Below are 16,877 nucleotides of genomic sequence, written 5' to 3'. Positions count from 1 at the left end.
TTTGCAATTTTGGCTCAACAAATTTCTAATAGCCATGAAAACTTTCTTTACAAGACCAAACTTTTGTGACCCAAAACTCATTTGGTTTAATCACGGTAAAATCTGCATTCAACCTGATGAAGTTGTATATTTGAGTAGTCTCGAAAATTACACAGAGTTTCATTTAAGTTGTGGAAGAAAAGTAGTTTCATCAAGGACACTCAAAACACACGAAACTGACCTAATTAATAAAGGGCATTTTGCCAGAGTTCATCGAAAGTTTATGCTCAACCTTCGATACCTAAAACATATCGAACGCCAAGGTGAAGAACATATCGCTCATCTTACCACAGGCGATAAAATTGTAGTTTCAAGAAGAAAGGCTAGGTCGTTTAGTAATTAAATCAAAGATATTAGTAATTACTGTACTTCCTTGATTAATCTACCCAATCTATTGGTTTCCTAGAAGTTCTGTAAGGGCTTTCATTGCAAACTGCACATTCGGTATCGAATGGATAAACAATTAGTCCACTACTAAAAGGAGGTACACTTACATTATTTCTTTGAATAAAAACTGCTTTCTGTGAAATTGCCGAAACTTGAAAATAACCTAACATTGGTTTCGAACTATCGGTAAGATTTTTAATATTTCCACTGATTTTTGCTGGTGCGGTATCAAAAATCCCTCCCGAATTATTAGTTTGTTCTTTCACTGCCGACCAGTACAAATAGGCCTCTTTAGTGAGACTTTGCTGTTCTACCAACAAATAATAGGGCGTAGTATTATCATAAGGGATTTGGCCAATTAACTGCTTCGCCAAAGTACGACCATTCACAAGTTTATCGGAAGCTACATTTACGCACCCTAAACATTGCGTAATATTCCAGCAATCATCACAACATTTTCGTAAATACCTAACGGGAGGGTCTGTACGAGGAACAGTATAAACTTCGCAAAAACCTGCTTTCTGATAATTTTTCCATGTCCAACGATAATAATCTCCTTCAGTAAGTGGGTCTTTTACATCAACATACACATTATACATACCTCGATATTGCGGTCGAGGAATTGTTGTTAGTTTAAATTCTGTATAAACTTTTTCAATTGAAGGCGAAGCACGCATAGGTTCGACATTACTTGCATACTCAACCCCCTCACTTGTGCGTACATGAAGTGTGTAGGCATTACCAATTTGTCCCCGAAAACCCGTTGGGGTACTAAATTGTCCTCGATTCAAATCGGTCAAATCTGTTCGAATACCTTTCGAATCGATTATCCACACTTTAGCAGCATTGACGTATTTATCAAAAACACTCTCTTTGCTATTATAACCAGCCGAAAAGCTCAGTAAAAAGAAATGTGGGCCTGGCTGGTCGGTTAATGTACCTTCAAAAACAATCAAAGGAACACCCCCTGTTAATTTTGGGTCGAACTCATCGACACAAGCAAAAAGAGTAAAAAGTACGGCAAAAAATAGCTTACTAATAGCTTTCATAGTTTTTTAACTTATTCAATCAACCCAGTTTAAAGGTCTTTTGGCAGTACGATATTGACTTTCTTTACAGATTTCACAATTGGCATCATAGTTGAAATTTGAGCCACTAAAACTCAAACCAAAAGGTAGAATACCGGTATTATTCCGCTGAATATAAACTGCTTTTTGTTCAACGGCAGACACTTGAAAATAGCCTAAAATAACATCTGAATTATCATTAATATTTTTCAGATTTCCCCTAATTGATGCAGGAGCAATATCAAAAATCCCACCCGAATTATTGGATTGCTGTGCCACATTTCGCCAAAAATTATATGCATTTCGAGATAAACTCATTTGTTCAATCAACATATAATATCCAGTAATATTATCGAAAGGAATTTGCCCAATAAGTTGCCTTTTGAGCATATTCCCATTGATTAAATTATCAGAAGCTAAAACAATACAACCTAAACAACTCGTAGCGTTCCAACAATCAGTACAACATTTCTGATAAACAATTGTAGGTCTATCACCTGTAACAGTATATTGTGAACAATAACTTGCTCTTTCATAATGCACCCATTTCCAACGATAATAATCTCCTTGTGAGTCAGGGTCTTTTACATCAACATAAATATTAAAATTACCTCTATATTTGGGAAATGGTGTGGTCGTCAACTTAAACTCACTATATATTTTTTCAATTGGAGGTGTCATTTTCATCTTTTCAGGCTCACTTTCATAAGTTGTTCCATCGCTCAATTGAATATGAAGTTGATAGGTTTTTCCAATTTTTCCTCTAAAGTTCTCCGGAGTACTGAATTGTCCTTTATTCAAATCCGTCAAGTCAACCCGACTTTCTCCATCTGTTATCCAAACTTTAGCGGCATTCACAAACTTATCAAAAACACTTTCTTTACTATTATAACCTGCTGAATAACTCAATTGAAAAAAATAAGGTCCGGGTAAATTTGTTAATGTACCTTCAAATACAATTTTTGGTTTTCCACCTTGTAATTTTGGGTCAAATTCATCTATACAAGCTACAAGACCAAAAAGGCATGCAAGAGTTAACAGTGTCAAATTCTTTTTCATTTGTGTGGAACATGTGGGTTTAAAACTTAAAGTTATAGGAAATAGAAGGAATCATCGAACCCAAGATAGATAGTTTATAAATATCAACCTTATTGTAATATTGAGCATAACGCGTTTGAGTACGAAAAAATACTGAATATGCATTTCGCGTATTAAGCACATTATAAATCGAGAAATTCCAACTACCTTTTAGCTTTTTGTTTTTATAAGGGTTAGCATCAATATTCATTGCTAAATCAAGTCGGACATAATTTGGAATATTAGCTTGATTTCGATTAGCATAATAGGGTACTATCAAACCACCTACATAAAACTTAGCGGCAGGATAAGTAATCGGGCGGCCAGTGCTGAAGGTAAAGTTAGTAGAAAATGATATTCGTTTGGCAGCTTGATAGCTGGCAATTAGATTAAAAATGTGAGGTTTGTTATAGTTCGGAGAAAAGTACTCTCCATTATTAATCGTTTCTTCTTCAAACTTGCTTTTAATCAAAAATTGTGTTTGCGAATAAGTATAACTCATCCAACCTGTGAGTAAACCAATGTTTTTCTTCAAATAAAGTTCGGCTCCATAAGCACGGCCTGTTCCTTGTAAAATAGCTGTTTCAGGAAACTTTTCTAAGATTAAATTCGACCCATCTTTATAATCAGCTACGTTGGTTAACTTTTTATAGAAAAACTCAATCGAGGCTTCTATTTTATTATCTTTTAAGTTCTGAAAATACCCAATCGAAATCTGGTCGGCTACTTGAGGTTTAATGTAATTATCGGCCGATTTCCAGCGAGCTGTTGGCAATGCTGCCGTTGTATTAGAAATTAGCTGAATATACTGAATCATACGATTCAAACTAATTTTAATAGAAGAACGCTCATTAAGTGAATATTTGGCCGAAAAACGCGGCTCTAAACCACCATAAGTTTGGGTAGTCTTACCTTTTGAATAAAACACCGAATCGGTGAGTGTTTCGATACTTTTTGGCAGATTTGCTTGATAATTGTACAGATAGCCAGTTCCACGATTGATAAACTGCGAATATCTCAATCCCAATAAAATTGAAAACTTGCTGTTAAACTCATATTCATCATTGATATAAATCGCAGATTCTAAAGCACTTTCATTGCGTAATGTAATTGGATTAATTTGAGATATGCTGTTATCAGGACTTAACTTTCCGGGTTGAATTTGATAGTTAATAACGCTTAGGCCATAATCAATTTTTTGTTTTTCAGAAGGTAGAAAATTGAAATCAGCTTTGAGATTTTTATAAACAATACTTGATTCTAAACGAAAAGCTAAAACCGAATCTGGATTAATAATATTGGCATCATAACGGCTAAAAACGCCTGAAATCTTTGAAGTAAGTTTACTATTGAAAGAATGTACCCATGAAGCAGTTGCATTAGTTGTTCTCCAATTGAAAAGTGAAGAAGAAGCATTCACTTCCAAGTTTGCGAGTGAGTCGCCAGCTACTTTAAATTTATCAAAACCAGTAAAGGCCGTTAGAGCAATTTTATCTTTGGTCGTTGGTCTGAATTCAAATTTGGTGGTGATGTCGTAAAAGTCTGCTTTGGTATTTTTAATATTTTGTTGTGGCAGTAGCTTGAATAAATATCCAACGTAGGAAAATCGACTAGCAATAAAAAACGAAGCTTTAGCATCACCACTCTTATCTTTAATAATTGGGGCTTCAAGCATCAATCGGCTACTCACGAGCCCTATACCGCCCTGTCCAGAAAACTTCTGGGCATTGGCATCTTTTAGGTTAATATTTAGTACAGAGGCTGTTCGGCCACCGTACTGTGCAGGAATACCTCCTCTGTAAAAATTAATATCACGCAGTGCATCAGGGTTAAAAACTGAGAAAAACCCCATCAGGTGCGATGCATTAAACACCGGAGCATTATCCATCAAAATAAGATTTTGGTCGATATTTCCGCCTCTCACATTAAAACCAGAAGCACCTTCACCCACGCTAGCCACACCTGGTAGCGAAAATAAGCTTTTGATGATATCGAGTTCTCCCAAAAGTGTTGGGAGTTTTTTCATATTTCTGATATTCAGATTGGTTACACCAGTTTCCAAACGCTTTACATTCTGAGAAGCACTATTGGCAGAGACAACAACTTCTTCTAAATCGTTGGCTTTTTCATCCATCATGATATCTATCGACAAATTATTAGTAATATCGATACGTTGATGTTCTGTAAAAAAACCTTGATAACTTACGGTAAGATTGAATGTGCCTTTAGGTACTAAAATCTGATAACGTCCGAGTGTGTCGGAGAGCGTGCCATAGCCTGTTTCATCAACATAGATGGCAGCTCTTGGAAGAGGTTTATTGTCTTTACTCTGCCTAATTACACCCGAAACGGTATATTTACGTTGTGCATAAGATACTGAAAGTGATAGAAACAAAAGAATTAATAAATTGTAAAGTGTTTTATACTTCATAAATATTTGGTTTTTAGCTTTTTACTAGTTCTTGAATTACACTATCAGCACCATATTTCAACATTACTCAAATCTTAAGTGCTTCACAGATTCGCCTGAGTTAGCCAATTCGTTGAGTGAATCGATACCAATTTGTAAATGCCTTTCCACAAACTGACCTGTCACTTTCTTGTCACTTTCTTCAGTTTTTACGCCATCTGGAATCATTGGGTTATCAGAAACCAACAATAAAGCTCCATGAGGAATAGCATTTACAAAACCAACTATAAAGATGGTAGCAGTTTCCATGTCAATGGCCATTGCACGTAATTCACGAAGGTATTCTTTGAAAGCTTCATCATGTTCCCAAACACGGCGGTTGGTTGTATAAACCGTACCTGTTAGGTAATCAAGTTCGTGTTTTTTAATCATTGAACTCACCGCTCTTTGTAAACGGAATGAAGGAAGAGCAGGAATCTCTGGACGAGCATAATCATTACTTGTTCCTTCTCCTCTGATAGCAGCGATTGGAAGTACGAGGTCGCCGAGTTTAGTTGTTTTTTTCAAACCACCAACTTTTCCTAAGAAAAGAACAGCTTTTGGCGAAACTGCTGTGAGTAAATCCATGATTGTTGCGGCCACCGCACTACCCATTCCGAAATTGATGATGGTGATATTTCCAGCAGATGCCGTTTGCATTGCACGGTCACGACCTCTTACTTCAACTCCGAATTTCTCAGCAAACATCTCCACATAGTTTCCGAAGTTAGTAAGTAAAATGTATGGTCTGAATTCTTCGAGTGGAGTTCCAGTGTAGCGAGGCAACCAGTTTTTGACGATTTCTTCTTTTGTCTGCATAATTTTTATGACGTAAATTTGTTGATAAATGCTGTAAGAATTTTTTGTTCAGTACAGGATATTAGAGTACCCAACCGAAAATTGATAAATTTAGTTCACTCATACAAAAAATCTTTTTTAATGCAGCAACTTAATCTTCCAACATTCGCCTACAAAATCAAGGAATCAGAAGGTAAAACTTATATTTATGATGCGATTCGAAAGAAATACCTTGTTCTGACGCCAGAAGAATGGGTACGCCAACATTTCATTAATTTATTGTTAACTCACTATGGGTATTCTAAAAGTTTACTTAGACTTGAAGGTGGATTGACTTACAATAAACTTCAGAAACGCTCCGATATCGTTGTTTTTGAAAATACTGGTCAACCATATTTGCTGGTAGAATGTAAGGCGGCCGATGTGCCTATCAACCAAGCCGTAGTAGCTCAAGCTTCACGATACAATCTTACACTACGCTGCCCTTATTTAGCGGTTACGAATGGTATGAGCACCTTTTGTTTTAAGGTAGATTTTGAAAATGGTAAGTTTGAACAACTCAAAGATTTGCCCAAAGCTGCATTCGAAGGGTAAATTCTTGTTATTCAGAGGCTTTTCTTGACAAAAAGTCAAAAAAAATTTAATCTATCATTTTCATTATACATTATTATTTGTACCTTTGCACCCTCATTTTTGAGGAAAATAAATTTTACCATTTAACACTGTTTTTAGTATGTTTCAAAACCAGTATGAGACAGTTTTCATCTTGACTCCCGTTTTGTCTGACACACAGATAAAGGAAGCTGTCGAAAAATTCAAAAAAACATTGACTGATGCAGGTGCCGAAATCGTTCATGAAGAACATTGGGGCCTTCGTAAGCTTGCTTACACCATTCAAAACAAAAATACGGGATACTATCAATTATTCCAGTTCAAAGCAGCTCCAGCTACTGTAGCTACACTTGAAACTGAATACAAACGTGATGAGCGTGTAATGCGTTATTTGACTACGAAATTAGACAAATATGCCATTGATTATAGCGAACGCCGTAGCAAAGGCTTAATTGGCAAGAAAAATGTAGAATCTGCTCCGAAAGCGGTAGCATCAAACGAAACTGAAGAATAAGATGAAAAATAACGCAATGTCACTTGTTAACGACCCTGTTGATAGAAAAGACCAGGCTCGTAAAAAATATTGCCGCTTTAAAAAAGCTGGTATTAAATATGTTGATTACAAAGACCCGAACTTCTTATTGAAGTTTGTGAATGAGCAAGGAAAAATCCTTCCTCGCCGCTTGACTGGAAACAGCCTCAAGTTTCAACGTAAGGTTTCAGTTGCCATCAAACGTGCAAGACACTTAGCCTTGATGCCATTCGTAGCTGATGGACTTAAATAAGATATGAGATATGAGATATGAGATATGAGAGGTAATTCTCAATTTTGTGTTTCTTACATTCTCAATTCTACATTCTTAATTTTTAATTTGTTTTAAAAAATGGACATAATATTAAAAACTGATATTGCTGGTCTTGGATATAAGAATGACTTGGTAAGTGTAAAACCAGGTTACGCTCGTAACTATCTAATTCCACAAGGTTTTGCTCAGTTAGCAACTGAGTCTAACCGCAAGATTTTAGCTGAAAATCTTAAGCAAGTGGCTCACAAGGCAGAAAAAATCAAAACAGAAGCCTTGAATATTGCTGAACAAATTGGAGATATGGTTATCACTATCGCTATGAAAACTGGTGAAAGTGGTAAAATCTTCGGACGTGTAACAAACACACAAGTTTCTGATTATTTGAAAGAAAAAGGATTCGACATCGACCGTAAGAAGATTACTATGGATGATGTTAAATTTGTTGGTGATTACTCAGCAACGCTTGACCTTCACAAAGAAGTTAAGCACAAAGTAGCTGTTAGTGTAGTAGCTGAAGCGTAATTTATAGCTTTGTAAATATATAAGAGCGTGTATTTCGAAAGAGATACACGCTTTTTGTTTATTTATGTCTCACACCATAATAATCAACATATTTAGAACTATACCTTCATACCTTCGTTAATTTTATTACAACTCCTCTCTCCTATTTTGAAAAATCTCTTTAAAAATCTTTCAAATTTTTCAGTTTAAAGCTGAAAGCCCGGGTACCAAAATTACGAGTGTTGATGATTTCAAAGATTTTTATATCTAGCAAGACCCTTTTTTGAATAAAAAATATTTTACTCAACAAATATTATCTATAATAAATCTCAGAAAAAATAAAAAGATGTAAATTGCTAGTCGGCTTATACTTTTATTGGAACCATGATTTATCAAGAAGGTCAAACAAATACTACAAACGATTCTCAGCTCTGGCAACAGTTAAAGAATGGTAGTGAATTGGCTTTGGGGAAACTCATCAAAAAGTATTTCAATCCCTTACTAAACTACGGTTATAAATTTGTTAGAAACGAAGACTTCGTAAAAGATTGTGTTCAAGAAGTTTTTGTGGAAATTTGGAGTAGAAGACAAAACATTAGCCAACCCGATAGTGTACGTGCCTATCTGCTAAGCTCTGTTCGTAAAAAAATTCTGCGTGAAAGTTTTCGACAAAAAATTAAGACAGATGGGGATGAAATAGTTAATATTGAAAATGATTTAAAATTTGCTGAATTTTCACCGGAATTAGCCATAATTGAACAAGAAAATTCACAAGAAACTATTCAGAAAATATCTAGTTTATTAAATACGTTACCTAAACGACAACGTGAAGTTATTTATTTGAGATTTTACCAAAACCTCGAACGTGACGAAATCGCACAAATTATGGGGGTAAATGCACAGTCGGTTTCTAACTTATTACAAGCTGCATTCAAGACTATTCGAGAGAATTGGTCGGGATTGATTATTCATTATTTGTTTCTTATCAAATTCATTTCTTAAAAAAATAATAAAAAAACAGTATTAAAGGCCAAGCCTTGGCATCTTACCAATAATACTCCATATAGATGAATATAAATTATCGCAAATATAGCTTTCAAGATTTCAGCCGAGATGAAGCATTTCGTCAATGGGTGTTTAATACTGATAGTAAAAATGATGAATTTTGGAAAAACTGGATAGCAGAAAATCCTGATTGTGCCGAAAACATTAACATAGCTAAAGCATTTTTATTGACCCTTGAAGAAAAAGACCTTTCTCTTGATAATGATGATTTAGACGCGATTACCGATAAGATTGTTGCAGAAGCCCCTTTAGTGATACCTTTCTGGACAACTAGGGCGTTCAAGTTGGCAGCTTCAATGCTACTATTACTAAGCTTTGGTTTCTTTGGACTAAAATATTTCTATCAAGAATCTGGTGATATTACTTCTGAAAAAATTAATTCCAATTTGAGTAGTAACTACCTAGAAACTGAAAATAATAAAACTACAAACCAACAAATTACCCTTCAAGATGGGAGTATCGTTACACTTTATCCTAAGAGTAAAATCCGATACCCTAAACAATTTTCAACCCAACTCCGAGAAGTATATCTGACTGGACAAGCGTTTTTTAATGTGACCAAAAATCCTAAACGTCCGTTCTGGGTTTATACGAGTCATATTTCAACGCAGGTCTTAGGCACAAGTTTCATGGTAAAAGCCTTTGAAAATGAAAATAATATCAAAGTTGAAGTTCATTCCGGGAAAGTTTCAGTGTATCGGAGAGAAGACCTTGAAAAAGCAAAACTCCAACAGAAAAACGAGATGGTTGGCATAATACTTACGCCAAATCAGGAAGTAGATTATTCAATTACTGATGAACGTTTATTAAAATCAATTATCAATCGACCAGAAGTTTTAATCGCAAACTCTCCAAAGCATTTTACTTTCGATGAAACGCCAATTTCGAAGGTTTTTGAAATACTCGAAAAAACTTATGGGCTCAATATTATTTTCGATGAAAAAAATATGGAGAACTGTTTTTTAACGGCTTCATTTTCTGATGAATCGCTTTATGATAAGCTAAATCTGATTTGTAAAATTACGCACTCAACTTACGAAATTGTTGATGCTCAAATAATTATACATAGCAAAGGCTGCTAAAAAATAAAATTTTGTATTATTTCAAAAAAAAACTTCATTAAAACAAGTATCTAAATCAACTTCTTGCTATCCATAGTTAAAACCTAGCTACTATGGATACTTTTTTACCAAAACCCCTATTTAAGTATATTCGATTTGCCCTACCCTTTACGCTAAAAATCTTTAGTGGGTGATTATTGTATTGTGTCATTTTCAATAAAATACAAATAATTATATTTCTTCTTTGATAATACATACATTAACTCTAAATTTTATCAAAATCTAATGAATGAGTATTTTCACCCTCAATTAATAAAGAAACTTATGAAAGTTTCATTTTTACAGTTGCTAATTAGTTTGGTTGGAGTTGGTATTTCTTATGCCCACACCGTAACTGGACAAGATGTGCTTGAGCAAAAAATAAGCATCAAAGCAAGCAATGATGTTTTGAAAACAACACTAAGTACCATTGAGCACACGACCAGCGTGAGATTTGTCTATAATCCGAGAGAAATTAGAATTGGACAAAGAATATCTATTGAAGTAAGGAATGAGTCTTTGAAAGAGGTCTTAGATAAATTACTCAAACCTTTACAAATTTCGTACGAGGTAAACGGAAAGCAAATTTTGCTTTTCAAAAATGCAATGGGTTTCATTGATGAGCCTCAGCTTTCATTACCACAAAATACTATCGAAACCATTAAAGCTCTACAAATGCTTTCAGGAAGGGTTACCGATGAAAAAGGTGAACCCATCCCAAGTGCGAGTGTAGCCATTAAGGGTACTACGAGAGGTACTACAACTGATGTTGCGGGAAACTATCGCTTAGAAGTACCGAGTGATAAAGCTATTTTGGTTTTTAGTTTTGTTGGTTATTCAACGCAAGAAATAGTTGTTGGAAACCGCACAACGATTGATGTATCGCTCAAACCAGATGATAAAGCCCTTGAAGAAGTAGTTGTAGTAGGTTATGGTGAACAGAAAAAACGTGATTTAACTGGTGCCTTATCATCTATTCAATCGAAAGATATCGTCAGAGCCAATCCAACGCTTGCTGCAAGAGCTTTACAAGGACAAGTAGCTGGTGCTACGGTAACGAAGTCGGATAACCGCCCAGGAAGTGGGTATAATATTACGATTAGAGGCGAAAATACTATCAATAACTCTACCGCACCCTTAGTTGTAATTGATGGATTGATGGGTGGCGATATCAATACGCTCAACCCCAATGATATCCAGTCGATGGATGTATTAAAAGATGCTTCATCAACTGCTATTTATGGAGCTAGAGGAGCAAACGGCGTAATATTGATTACCACGAAAAAAGGATTATCAGGAAAACCTAAAGTAAGCTATGATTCTTACGTTGGCGTTAAAAATCCTGCCCACTTACCAAAAATGATGACCAGTGAGCAATTTTACAAACTTGCATATACAGATAGAATTTTAGAAGGTGCTACAGGAGCAACTTTTACATCGGCCGAAATGGCCAATATTCAAAATGGGGTTACAACCGACTGGGTTGGTCTAGTAACCAAACCAGCGACTCAAACCAATCATAATATTAGTGTAGCAGGTGGAACAGAAAAAACAACCTATCGTTTTTCGGGTGGATATTTACTAGAGCAAGGTAATGTAATTAGTACTGATTATAAAAGATATAACCTCAATGCTGGCCTTGATAGTAAACTAGGCGAACACTTTAAAGTTGGATTTACTTCTTATGTTACTTATTCAGACCAAAATTTAGGTTCACAGGAATCTTTGAGAGGAGCATACCGAGCACGCCCAACTGGAACGGTTTATTATGCTGATTTAGCAAACCCAAGTGAAAACCAAGATGTAAACTTCAATGGTTTGGCAATTTGGATGGGTATCAACGATAAGCAAGTACCAAATCCACTGAGCGATACCGACCCAAAAGTATCGAAATTACAGACAACTAATGCTAATATCATGGGAAATGCCTATGTTGAGTACACACCCATTAAAGGTCTGAGCATACGTTCTTCGCTTTCGGCTACTTATGGAACTTCAAGAATCGGTGATTTTAGAGGTATGTGGTCAAAATCTCAAATCGGTACTAAACCCCGTACACAATACGATAACCGTTTGATAGGCAGCTATACCCTCGATAATATCATTAATTATAATCTTGATTTGGGTAAGCATAAAATTACACTAACTGGCTTACAAAGTGCATTTTATCAAAGAAACGAAAGCTACACAGTTGCTGTAAAAGATTTACCATTTGATTCTGACTGGTATTCATTAAATACTGGTACTATTACTTCTTTCGGAAGTTCATTAGTTGAGCGTTCAATTGCCTCATACATGGGTAGAATCAATTATACGTTCAATGATAAATATTTATTGACAGTAACTGGTCGTTCTGATGGGGCTTCACAACTAGCTGCGGGCAATAAATGGGCATTTTTCCCATCGGTAGCTTTAGGTTGGAGATTGATTGATGAATCATTTTTACAAAACGTAAAAGTTCTATCGAATTTAAAACTAAGAGCAAGTTACGGAGAAGTAGGAAACTCAACTGTAAATCCGTACAGCACACAAGCGGGTTTATTAAATACTGGTTATGACTTTGACGGTACAGCCGCTTACGGTTTTGCTCCTCAAAACTTAGGAAATAAAGGCCTACGTTGGGAAAGAAGTAAAGAATTAAACTTAGGCTTAGATTTTGGATTTTTCAGAAACCGAATTGCTGGAACAGTGGAAGTTTACGACAGAAAAACAGTTGATTTGATTTTAAGTCAAAAACTACCAACTACTTCGGGTTTCTCGCAAGTAATTTCAAATGTGGGTAAAATTCAGAACAAGGGAATTGAAATTTTATTGAATACAGTCAATGTAGCAAGAACAAACTTTACATGGAATACAACCTTAACTTTCACTAAAAATAATAATAAATTACTTTCACTATACGGTGAAGGTCAGACTATCGACAAAGGCAATAAGTTATTTGTAGGCTATCCGATTAAATCAAATTTTGATTATAAATTTGATGGAATCTGGCAAACTGAAGAAAAAGACTTAGCTACCAAATACAAACAAGTTCCTGGCTCAGTAAGAGTAGTTGATGCCAATAATGATGGACAAATTTCTTCAACCGAAGGCATTGATGACCGTATGATTTTAGGAACTGCCCTACCTAATTTCCTTGTAGGTATTACAAATCGCTTCAAATATAAAAACTTCGACCTTTCATTCTTTACATATTATAGAAACGGAACAGAATATAAAAACAATACATTATCGGGCACTTTTGGTGAACTCGGTACACGCTACAATAGCTTAGCATCATTAGACTATTGGAGAAGTGATAATCCATCGAACACTTATTTTGGAGCAGTAGCTGCGAACCCTTATCGTGCAGCTATTACTTATCAAGATGCTAGCTTCTTAAGAATTTCTGACATCACTTTTGGTTATACCTTACCCAAAGGTGCAATGGAGAAATTCAAACTCTCAACTGCACGTATATACACGCAGGTACTTAATCCATTTATTTTCACAAAATACACAGGATTTGACCCAGAGTTTAACTCAGCCATTTACCAAGACGATGTACCTTCAATGACGGTAAGTATTGGTCTTAATGTTAGTTTTTAATTTCTAAAATGCAGAATAACAATGAAAACAATATTATTCAAACGATATAATTTTTGGCTTGTTACAAGTTTATTTCTTGTTTTAACAAGTTGTAAAGACCAATTTTTGGATGAAGTTCCCAAATCAACCCTTACTACCGATGTTTATTACAAAACAGAAGCTGGTTTTGAAGATTTGGTTCGTTCGTGCTATCCTTTATTGAGAAATATTCATCAAAACAGAATATTAGTTCTGAATGGTACTGATATTTTCTCTTCACAAGGTGGTTGGAACCCTTCGGCGGTCAATGGAAAAGAAAATCAACCAAGCTTATATGATGTATATGATGCCCGTTTTAATGCAACATTGCCTGAGGTTCAAAGTCTGTGGCAATTACTTTATGCCGAAATCGCTCGAACAAATACGGTAGTTTCTCGTGCCAATGACATCACAACCATGAATGCTACCTTGAAAGACACACGCTTATCAGAAGCAAAATTCTTGAGAGCTTTATGCTTTTTCTATGCAGTACAACAATGGGGCGATATTCCAATGCCATTGACCGAAACAACTACTCCACAGAAGGATTTCCCTCGTGTGCCTGCGGCCGATGTTTACAAACAAATCATTGCAGATTTGCTTGATTGTGAAGCAAAATTACCGACAGTCGCTTCAAACTACGGACGCATTACGAAAGGAGCAGCCCAATTTTTATTAGCGAGAGTTTATTTAACGAGAGGTTGGAATTTTAACAACTCACTTGGTGGCTCAAGCACAGATTTCGATTTAGCTCTTCAATACGCCGATAAAATCATTGATGCGTATCCTTTAGCCACTAATTACAGTGATTTATTTCCAAAACGTTCAAATAATCCCTTGACACAATATACTGGAGCTCAAAATGATAAAAATCCAGAAATTATATTCGCAGTACAATATAATAGTGATGTATTGACTAATAAAACAGACCCTGCCTTTACACAAGATGCGGCAGGTGGGAATGATTTACATTCTAAATTTGGTCCAAGTGGCGAAGGTTTCATTGGTAGCAAAGGACGCACAACCGACTATAATCGTTGTCTTGGTGTTCATCAAATCAATACAGCCACTTATCGCTTCTTCGACCCTGATAATGATACTCGTTATGCTCATAATTTTGTGAGTGTTGGTTATGCTCTTTCGGCAGTAAAAGACTATAAACCCCTTCCTCTTTCTAATCCAAACTTAAAAATAAGCTTTGCTGCTGGCGATACGGTATTGCTATGCCGCCCATGGAACAAACCTGCAACAACATTAGCCGAAAGAGGTGTTGACTTAGGCGGAAAGAAAAACTATGCAGTTGTAAATACCGATGAATACGGAGGTGGCTACCCAATTGATAATTCGGGTTTAAATGTTCAGGCTCCGTTAATGTGGAAGTTTTGGCAGCCGGGTATTCCTTACGGTGATGCTTACGGAACATTCAACGAGTGTATCTTCCGTTCGGCTGAAGCCTACTTAATTGCAGCCGAAGCTATTGTTAAAGGTGGTAAAGGAAGCAAACTAGGTGGTGCAGAAGTTTACTATAATCGTGTTCTTGACCGTGCCTTAGGTACTAAAAAAGGTACAGACCCACAATGTGCCGCTGCTCCTGAGAACCAAAAATCACTTGAAACAGCTTCATACAGAGCCACGGCATCTAATATTACAATTGATTTGATTTTGGATGAAAGAGCTAGAGAATTTATGGGTGAATATAGCCGCTGGTTCGATTTAAAAAGAACAGGTAAATTAGTGGATAGAGTGAAAAAGTACAACCCTTGGGTGAAAGGACAAGCTATTGCCGAAAAGCATTATTTACGTCCAATTCCACAAAGCGAAATCGACTTGTCGTTCCCTGCGATGAAACAAAACCCTGGATATTAATTAAAGTAGATTTGTTAATAATTAGAAATTGAAAGAGAGGAAGAACTTTCTTCTTCTCTTTTTTCCTCTCTAACCATCATTCCAACCCTAAACATGAAAAAAAACATACTTTCAACCCTTAGCACTTTTTTGCTAATCTGTAATTTTTCATTTGTCCATGCCCAATGGAAAAACCTTTTCAATGGGACAGACTTAAAAGGTTGGACCAAGAAAAATGGCAATGCAGAATACAAAATTATAAACAAAACGATAGTTGGTGTTTCTCAGCTCAATACACCTAATTCATTCTTGTGCACCGAAGAACTTTACGGCGATTTTGTCTTAGAATTAGAAGTAAAAGTAGAAACGGGTTTAAATTCAGGAATACAAATCAGAAGCATTAGCGACCCAAATATTCAAGCAGGTAAAGTACACGGATACCAAGTAGAAATTGACCCTGGTGATAGAGCTTGGAGTGGTGGCATCTTCGACGAAGGACGTAATGGTTGGTTATACCCACTATCAGTTAATCAGAAAGGACGAAGGGCATTCAAAACGGGTAATTGGAATAAATATCATATCGAAGCGATTGGAAATAGCATAAAAACATGGGTCAATGGTATTCCTTGTGCGAATCTCTTAGACCCACAAACAGCTCGTGGCTTTATTGCTTTACAAGTACATCAAATCAAGCGAGAAGAACAAGTTGGGTTAACAGTACAATGGAAAAATATCAGAATTGCCACCGAAAACTTAAAAGATGTTGTTTGGAGAGGTGGTGAAGAAGCCCCAGAAGTTAGCTATCTAATCAATCAATTATCCGAAAATGAGCAACGAAAAGGTTGGCGTTTACTTTGGGATGGTAAAACTACCGCAGGTTGGCGTTTAGCTAATGATGATAAATTTCCGACAGTCGGTTGGGCGATTCAAGATGGCATTTTGAAAGTTCTCGGAACTAAAAAAGATTCCTTAATAAAAAGCGGTGACATCATAACCGATCAAGAGTTTTCAAATTTTGAACTTGAATTAGATTTCAAACTTACAACTGGTGCAAACAGTGGCTTAAAATATTTTGTCGTTGAAGACCGCAAGAAAAGAGCGGGTACTGGCTTAGGTCCAGAATTTCAAATGCTCGACGACAAAGTTCACCCAGATGCCAAAGCAGGTGTAAACGGTAACCGCACTACGGGTTCACTCTATGATTTAATTACAGCTGAAAATCTTTCGGAAGGTAATAATGATAAACGAATGAATCCGCCAGGAAAATGGAATAAACTTCGCATCGTTTCAAAAGATGGACACGTAGAACACTGGTTAAACAACCTAAAAATGGTTGAATACGACCGCCATTCTCAAATATTTCGTAACCTCGTTGCGAAGAGCAAATACAATAGTTATCAAAATTTTGCCCAAGCGGTTTCTGGACATATCCTCTTGCAAGACCACGGCGATGAGGTCCATTTCAGAAGCATAAAAATCAGAGAATTATAAGCAAAATACTTCACCAACAAACTTATTAAAATAT

At 36.0% G+C, this 16,877-nt stretch carries 14 protein-coding genes; 10 read left to right on the top strand and 4 right to left on the bottom strand.

What is annotated here, in order from left to right; all coding sequences use genetic code 11:
• Nucleotides 1-34 precede the first annotated feature (34 nt).
• The gene (locus EMTOL_RS21870) at nucleotides 35-382 is read left to right on the top strand and encodes a LytR/AlgR family response regulator transcription factor (RefSeq protein ID WP_015030147.1); all 348 of its coding nucleotides are present in this window, start codon (nucleotides 35-37) and stop codon (nucleotides 380-382) included.
• A 34-nt stretch (nucleotides 383-416) separates the two neighbouring features.
• Here the strand turns inward: EMTOL_RS21870 and EMTOL_RS14940 are convergent, their stop codons facing one another.
• The 4 genes from EMTOL_RS14940 to EMTOL_RS14925 form a co-directional block, all read right to left on the bottom strand.
• Nucleotides 417-1,475: a DUF4249 domain-containing protein gene (locus EMTOL_RS14940; RefSeq protein WP_015030146.1), complete on the bottom strand. Its 1,059-nt coding sequence runs from the start codon at nucleotides 1,473-1,475 to the stop codon at nucleotides 417-419.
• Nucleotides 1,476-1,490: 15 nt separating this feature from the next.
• Nucleotides 1,491-2,552, bottom strand: coding sequence for a DUF4249 domain-containing protein (locus EMTOL_RS14935; RefSeq protein WP_015030145.1), 1,062 nt, complete (start codon nucleotides 2,550-2,552; stop codon nucleotides 1,491-1,493).
• Nucleotides 2,553-2,571: 19 nt separating this feature from the next.
• The gene (locus EMTOL_RS14930) at nucleotides 2,572-5,001 is read right to left on the bottom strand and encodes a TonB-dependent receptor (RefSeq protein WP_015030144.1); all 2,430 of its coding nucleotides are present in this window, start codon (nucleotides 4,999-5,001) and stop codon (nucleotides 2,572-2,574) included.
• Between the two features lie 63 nt (nucleotides 5,002-5,064).
• Nucleotides 5,065-5,838, bottom strand: a complete 774-nt coding sequence (locus tag EMTOL_RS14925; RefSeq protein WP_015030143.1) for an AMP nucleosidase — start codon at nucleotides 5,836-5,838, stop codon at nucleotides 5,065-5,067.
• Nucleotides 5,839-5,958: 120 nt separating this feature from the next.
• Here EMTOL_RS14925 and EMTOL_RS14920 point away from each other — a divergent pair, with 120 nt between their 5' ends.
• From EMTOL_RS14920 to EMTOL_RS14880, 9 genes are all read left to right on the top strand, one after another.
• Complete coding sequence (locus EMTOL_RS14920; RefSeq protein ID WP_015030142.1) at nucleotides 5,959-6,411, top strand: type I restriction enzyme HsdR N-terminal domain-containing protein; 453 nt, start codon at nucleotides 5,959-5,961, stop codon at nucleotides 6,409-6,411.
• Between the two features lie 139 nt (nucleotides 6,412-6,550).
• Nucleotides 6,551-6,943, top strand: a complete 393-nt coding sequence (gene rpsF, locus EMTOL_RS14915) for a 30S ribosomal protein S6 (protein WP_015030141.1) — start codon at nucleotides 6,551-6,553, stop codon at nucleotides 6,941-6,943.
• 16 nt (nucleotides 6,944-6,959) lie between these two features.
• Entirely contained in the window at nucleotides 6,960-7,214 is a 255-nt protein-coding gene (gene rpsR, locus EMTOL_RS14910; RefSeq protein ID WP_015030140.1) for a 30S ribosomal protein S18, read from the top strand.
• A 99-nt stretch (nucleotides 7,215-7,313) separates the two neighbouring features.
• Nucleotides 7,314-7,757 carry a 50S ribosomal protein L9 gene (gene rplI, locus EMTOL_RS14905; protein ID WP_015030139.1) on the top strand — a complete coding sequence of 148 codons (444 nt, stop codon included), beginning with the start codon at nucleotides 7,314-7,316 and terminating at the stop codon, nucleotides 7,755-7,757.
• Between the two features lie 363 nt (nucleotides 7,758-8,120).
• Complete coding sequence (locus tag EMTOL_RS14900; RefSeq protein ID WP_015030138.1) at nucleotides 8,121-8,738, top strand: RNA polymerase sigma factor; 618 nt, start codon at nucleotides 8,121-8,123, stop codon at nucleotides 8,736-8,738.
• Between the two features lie 65 nt (nucleotides 8,739-8,803).
• Nucleotides 8,804-9,883, top strand: a complete 1,080-nt coding sequence (locus EMTOL_RS14895) for a FecR family protein (RefSeq protein ID WP_015030137.1) — start codon at nucleotides 8,804-8,806, stop codon at nucleotides 9,881-9,883.
• A gap of 303 nt (nucleotides 9,884-10,186) precedes the next feature.
• Complete coding sequence (locus tag EMTOL_RS14890) at nucleotides 10,187-13,489, top strand: TonB-dependent receptor (RefSeq protein WP_015030136.1); 3,303 nt, start codon at nucleotides 10,187-10,189, stop codon at nucleotides 13,487-13,489.
• A 21-nt stretch (nucleotides 13,490-13,510) separates the two neighbouring features.
• On the top strand, nucleotides 13,511-15,373 hold the full coding sequence (locus tag EMTOL_RS14885; protein ID WP_015030135.1) for a RagB/SusD family nutrient uptake outer membrane protein: 1,863 nt from the start codon (nucleotides 13,511-13,513) through the stop codon (nucleotides 15,371-15,373).
• Between the two features lie 93 nt (nucleotides 15,374-15,466).
• Nucleotides 15,467-16,843: a 3-keto-disaccharide hydrolase gene (locus EMTOL_RS14880; RefSeq protein WP_015030134.1), complete on the top strand. Its 1,377-nt coding sequence runs from the start codon at nucleotides 15,467-15,469 to the stop codon at nucleotides 16,841-16,843.
• Nucleotides 16,844-16,877 lie beyond the last annotated feature (34 nt).

Origin of the sequence: Emticicia oligotrophica DSM 17448, from assembly GCF_000263195.1 — a bacterium.
Taxonomy (GTDB): domain Bacteria; phylum Bacteroidota; class Bacteroidia; order Cytophagales; family Spirosomataceae; genus Emticicia; species Emticicia oligotrophica.
This window is presented reverse-complemented; position numbering and strand designations above follow the sequence as displayed.

Bases quoted from the DNA above. Each gene is read 5' to 3' on its own strand.
- EMTOL_RS21870 (WP_015030147.1), top strand. From the start codon at position 35: ATGAAAACTTTCTTTACAAGACCAAACTTTTGTGACCCAAAACTCATT.
- EMTOL_RS14940 (WP_015030146.1), bottom strand. From the start codon at position 1,475: ATGAAAGCTATTAGTAAGCTATTTTTTGCCGTACTTTTTACTCTTTTT.
- EMTOL_RS14935 (WP_015030145.1), bottom strand. From the start codon at position 2,552: ATGAAAAAGAATTTGACACTGTTAACTCTTGCATGCCTTTTTGGTCTT.
- EMTOL_RS14930 (WP_015030144.1), bottom strand. From the start codon at position 5,001: ATGAAGTATAAAACACTTTACAATTTATTAATTCTTTTGTTTCTATCA.
- EMTOL_RS14925 (WP_015030143.1), bottom strand. From the start codon at position 5,838: ATGCAGACAAAAGAAGAAATCGTCAAAAACTGGTTGCCTCGCTACACT.
- EMTOL_RS14920 (WP_015030142.1), top strand. From the start codon at position 5,959: ATGCAGCAACTTAATCTTCCAACATTCGCCTACAAAATCAAGGAATCA.
- rpsF (WP_015030141.1), top strand. From the start codon at position 6,551: ATGTTTCAAAACCAGTATGAGACAGTTTTCATCTTGACTCCCGTTTTG.
- rpsR (WP_015030140.1), top strand. From the start codon at position 6,960: ATGTCACTTGTTAACGACCCTGTTGATAGAAAAGACCAGGCTCGTAAA.
- rplI (WP_015030139.1), top strand. From the start codon at position 7,314: ATGGACATAATATTAAAAACTGATATTGCTGGTCTTGGATATAAGAAT.
- EMTOL_RS14900 (WP_015030138.1), top strand. From the start codon at position 8,121: ATGATTTATCAAGAAGGTCAAACAAATACTACAAACGATTCTCAGCTC.
- EMTOL_RS14895 (WP_015030137.1), top strand. From the start codon at position 8,804: ATGAATATAAATTATCGCAAATATAGCTTTCAAGATTTCAGCCGAGAT.
- EMTOL_RS14890 (WP_015030136.1), top strand. From the start codon at position 10,187: ATGAAAGTTTCATTTTTACAGTTGCTAATTAGTTTGGTTGGAGTTGGT.
- EMTOL_RS14885 (WP_015030135.1), top strand. From the start codon at position 13,511: ATGAAAACAATATTATTCAAACGATATAATTTTTGGCTTGTTACAAGT.
- EMTOL_RS14880 (WP_015030134.1), top strand. From the start codon at position 15,467: ATGAAAAAAAACATACTTTCAACCCTTAGCACTTTTTTGCTAATCTGT.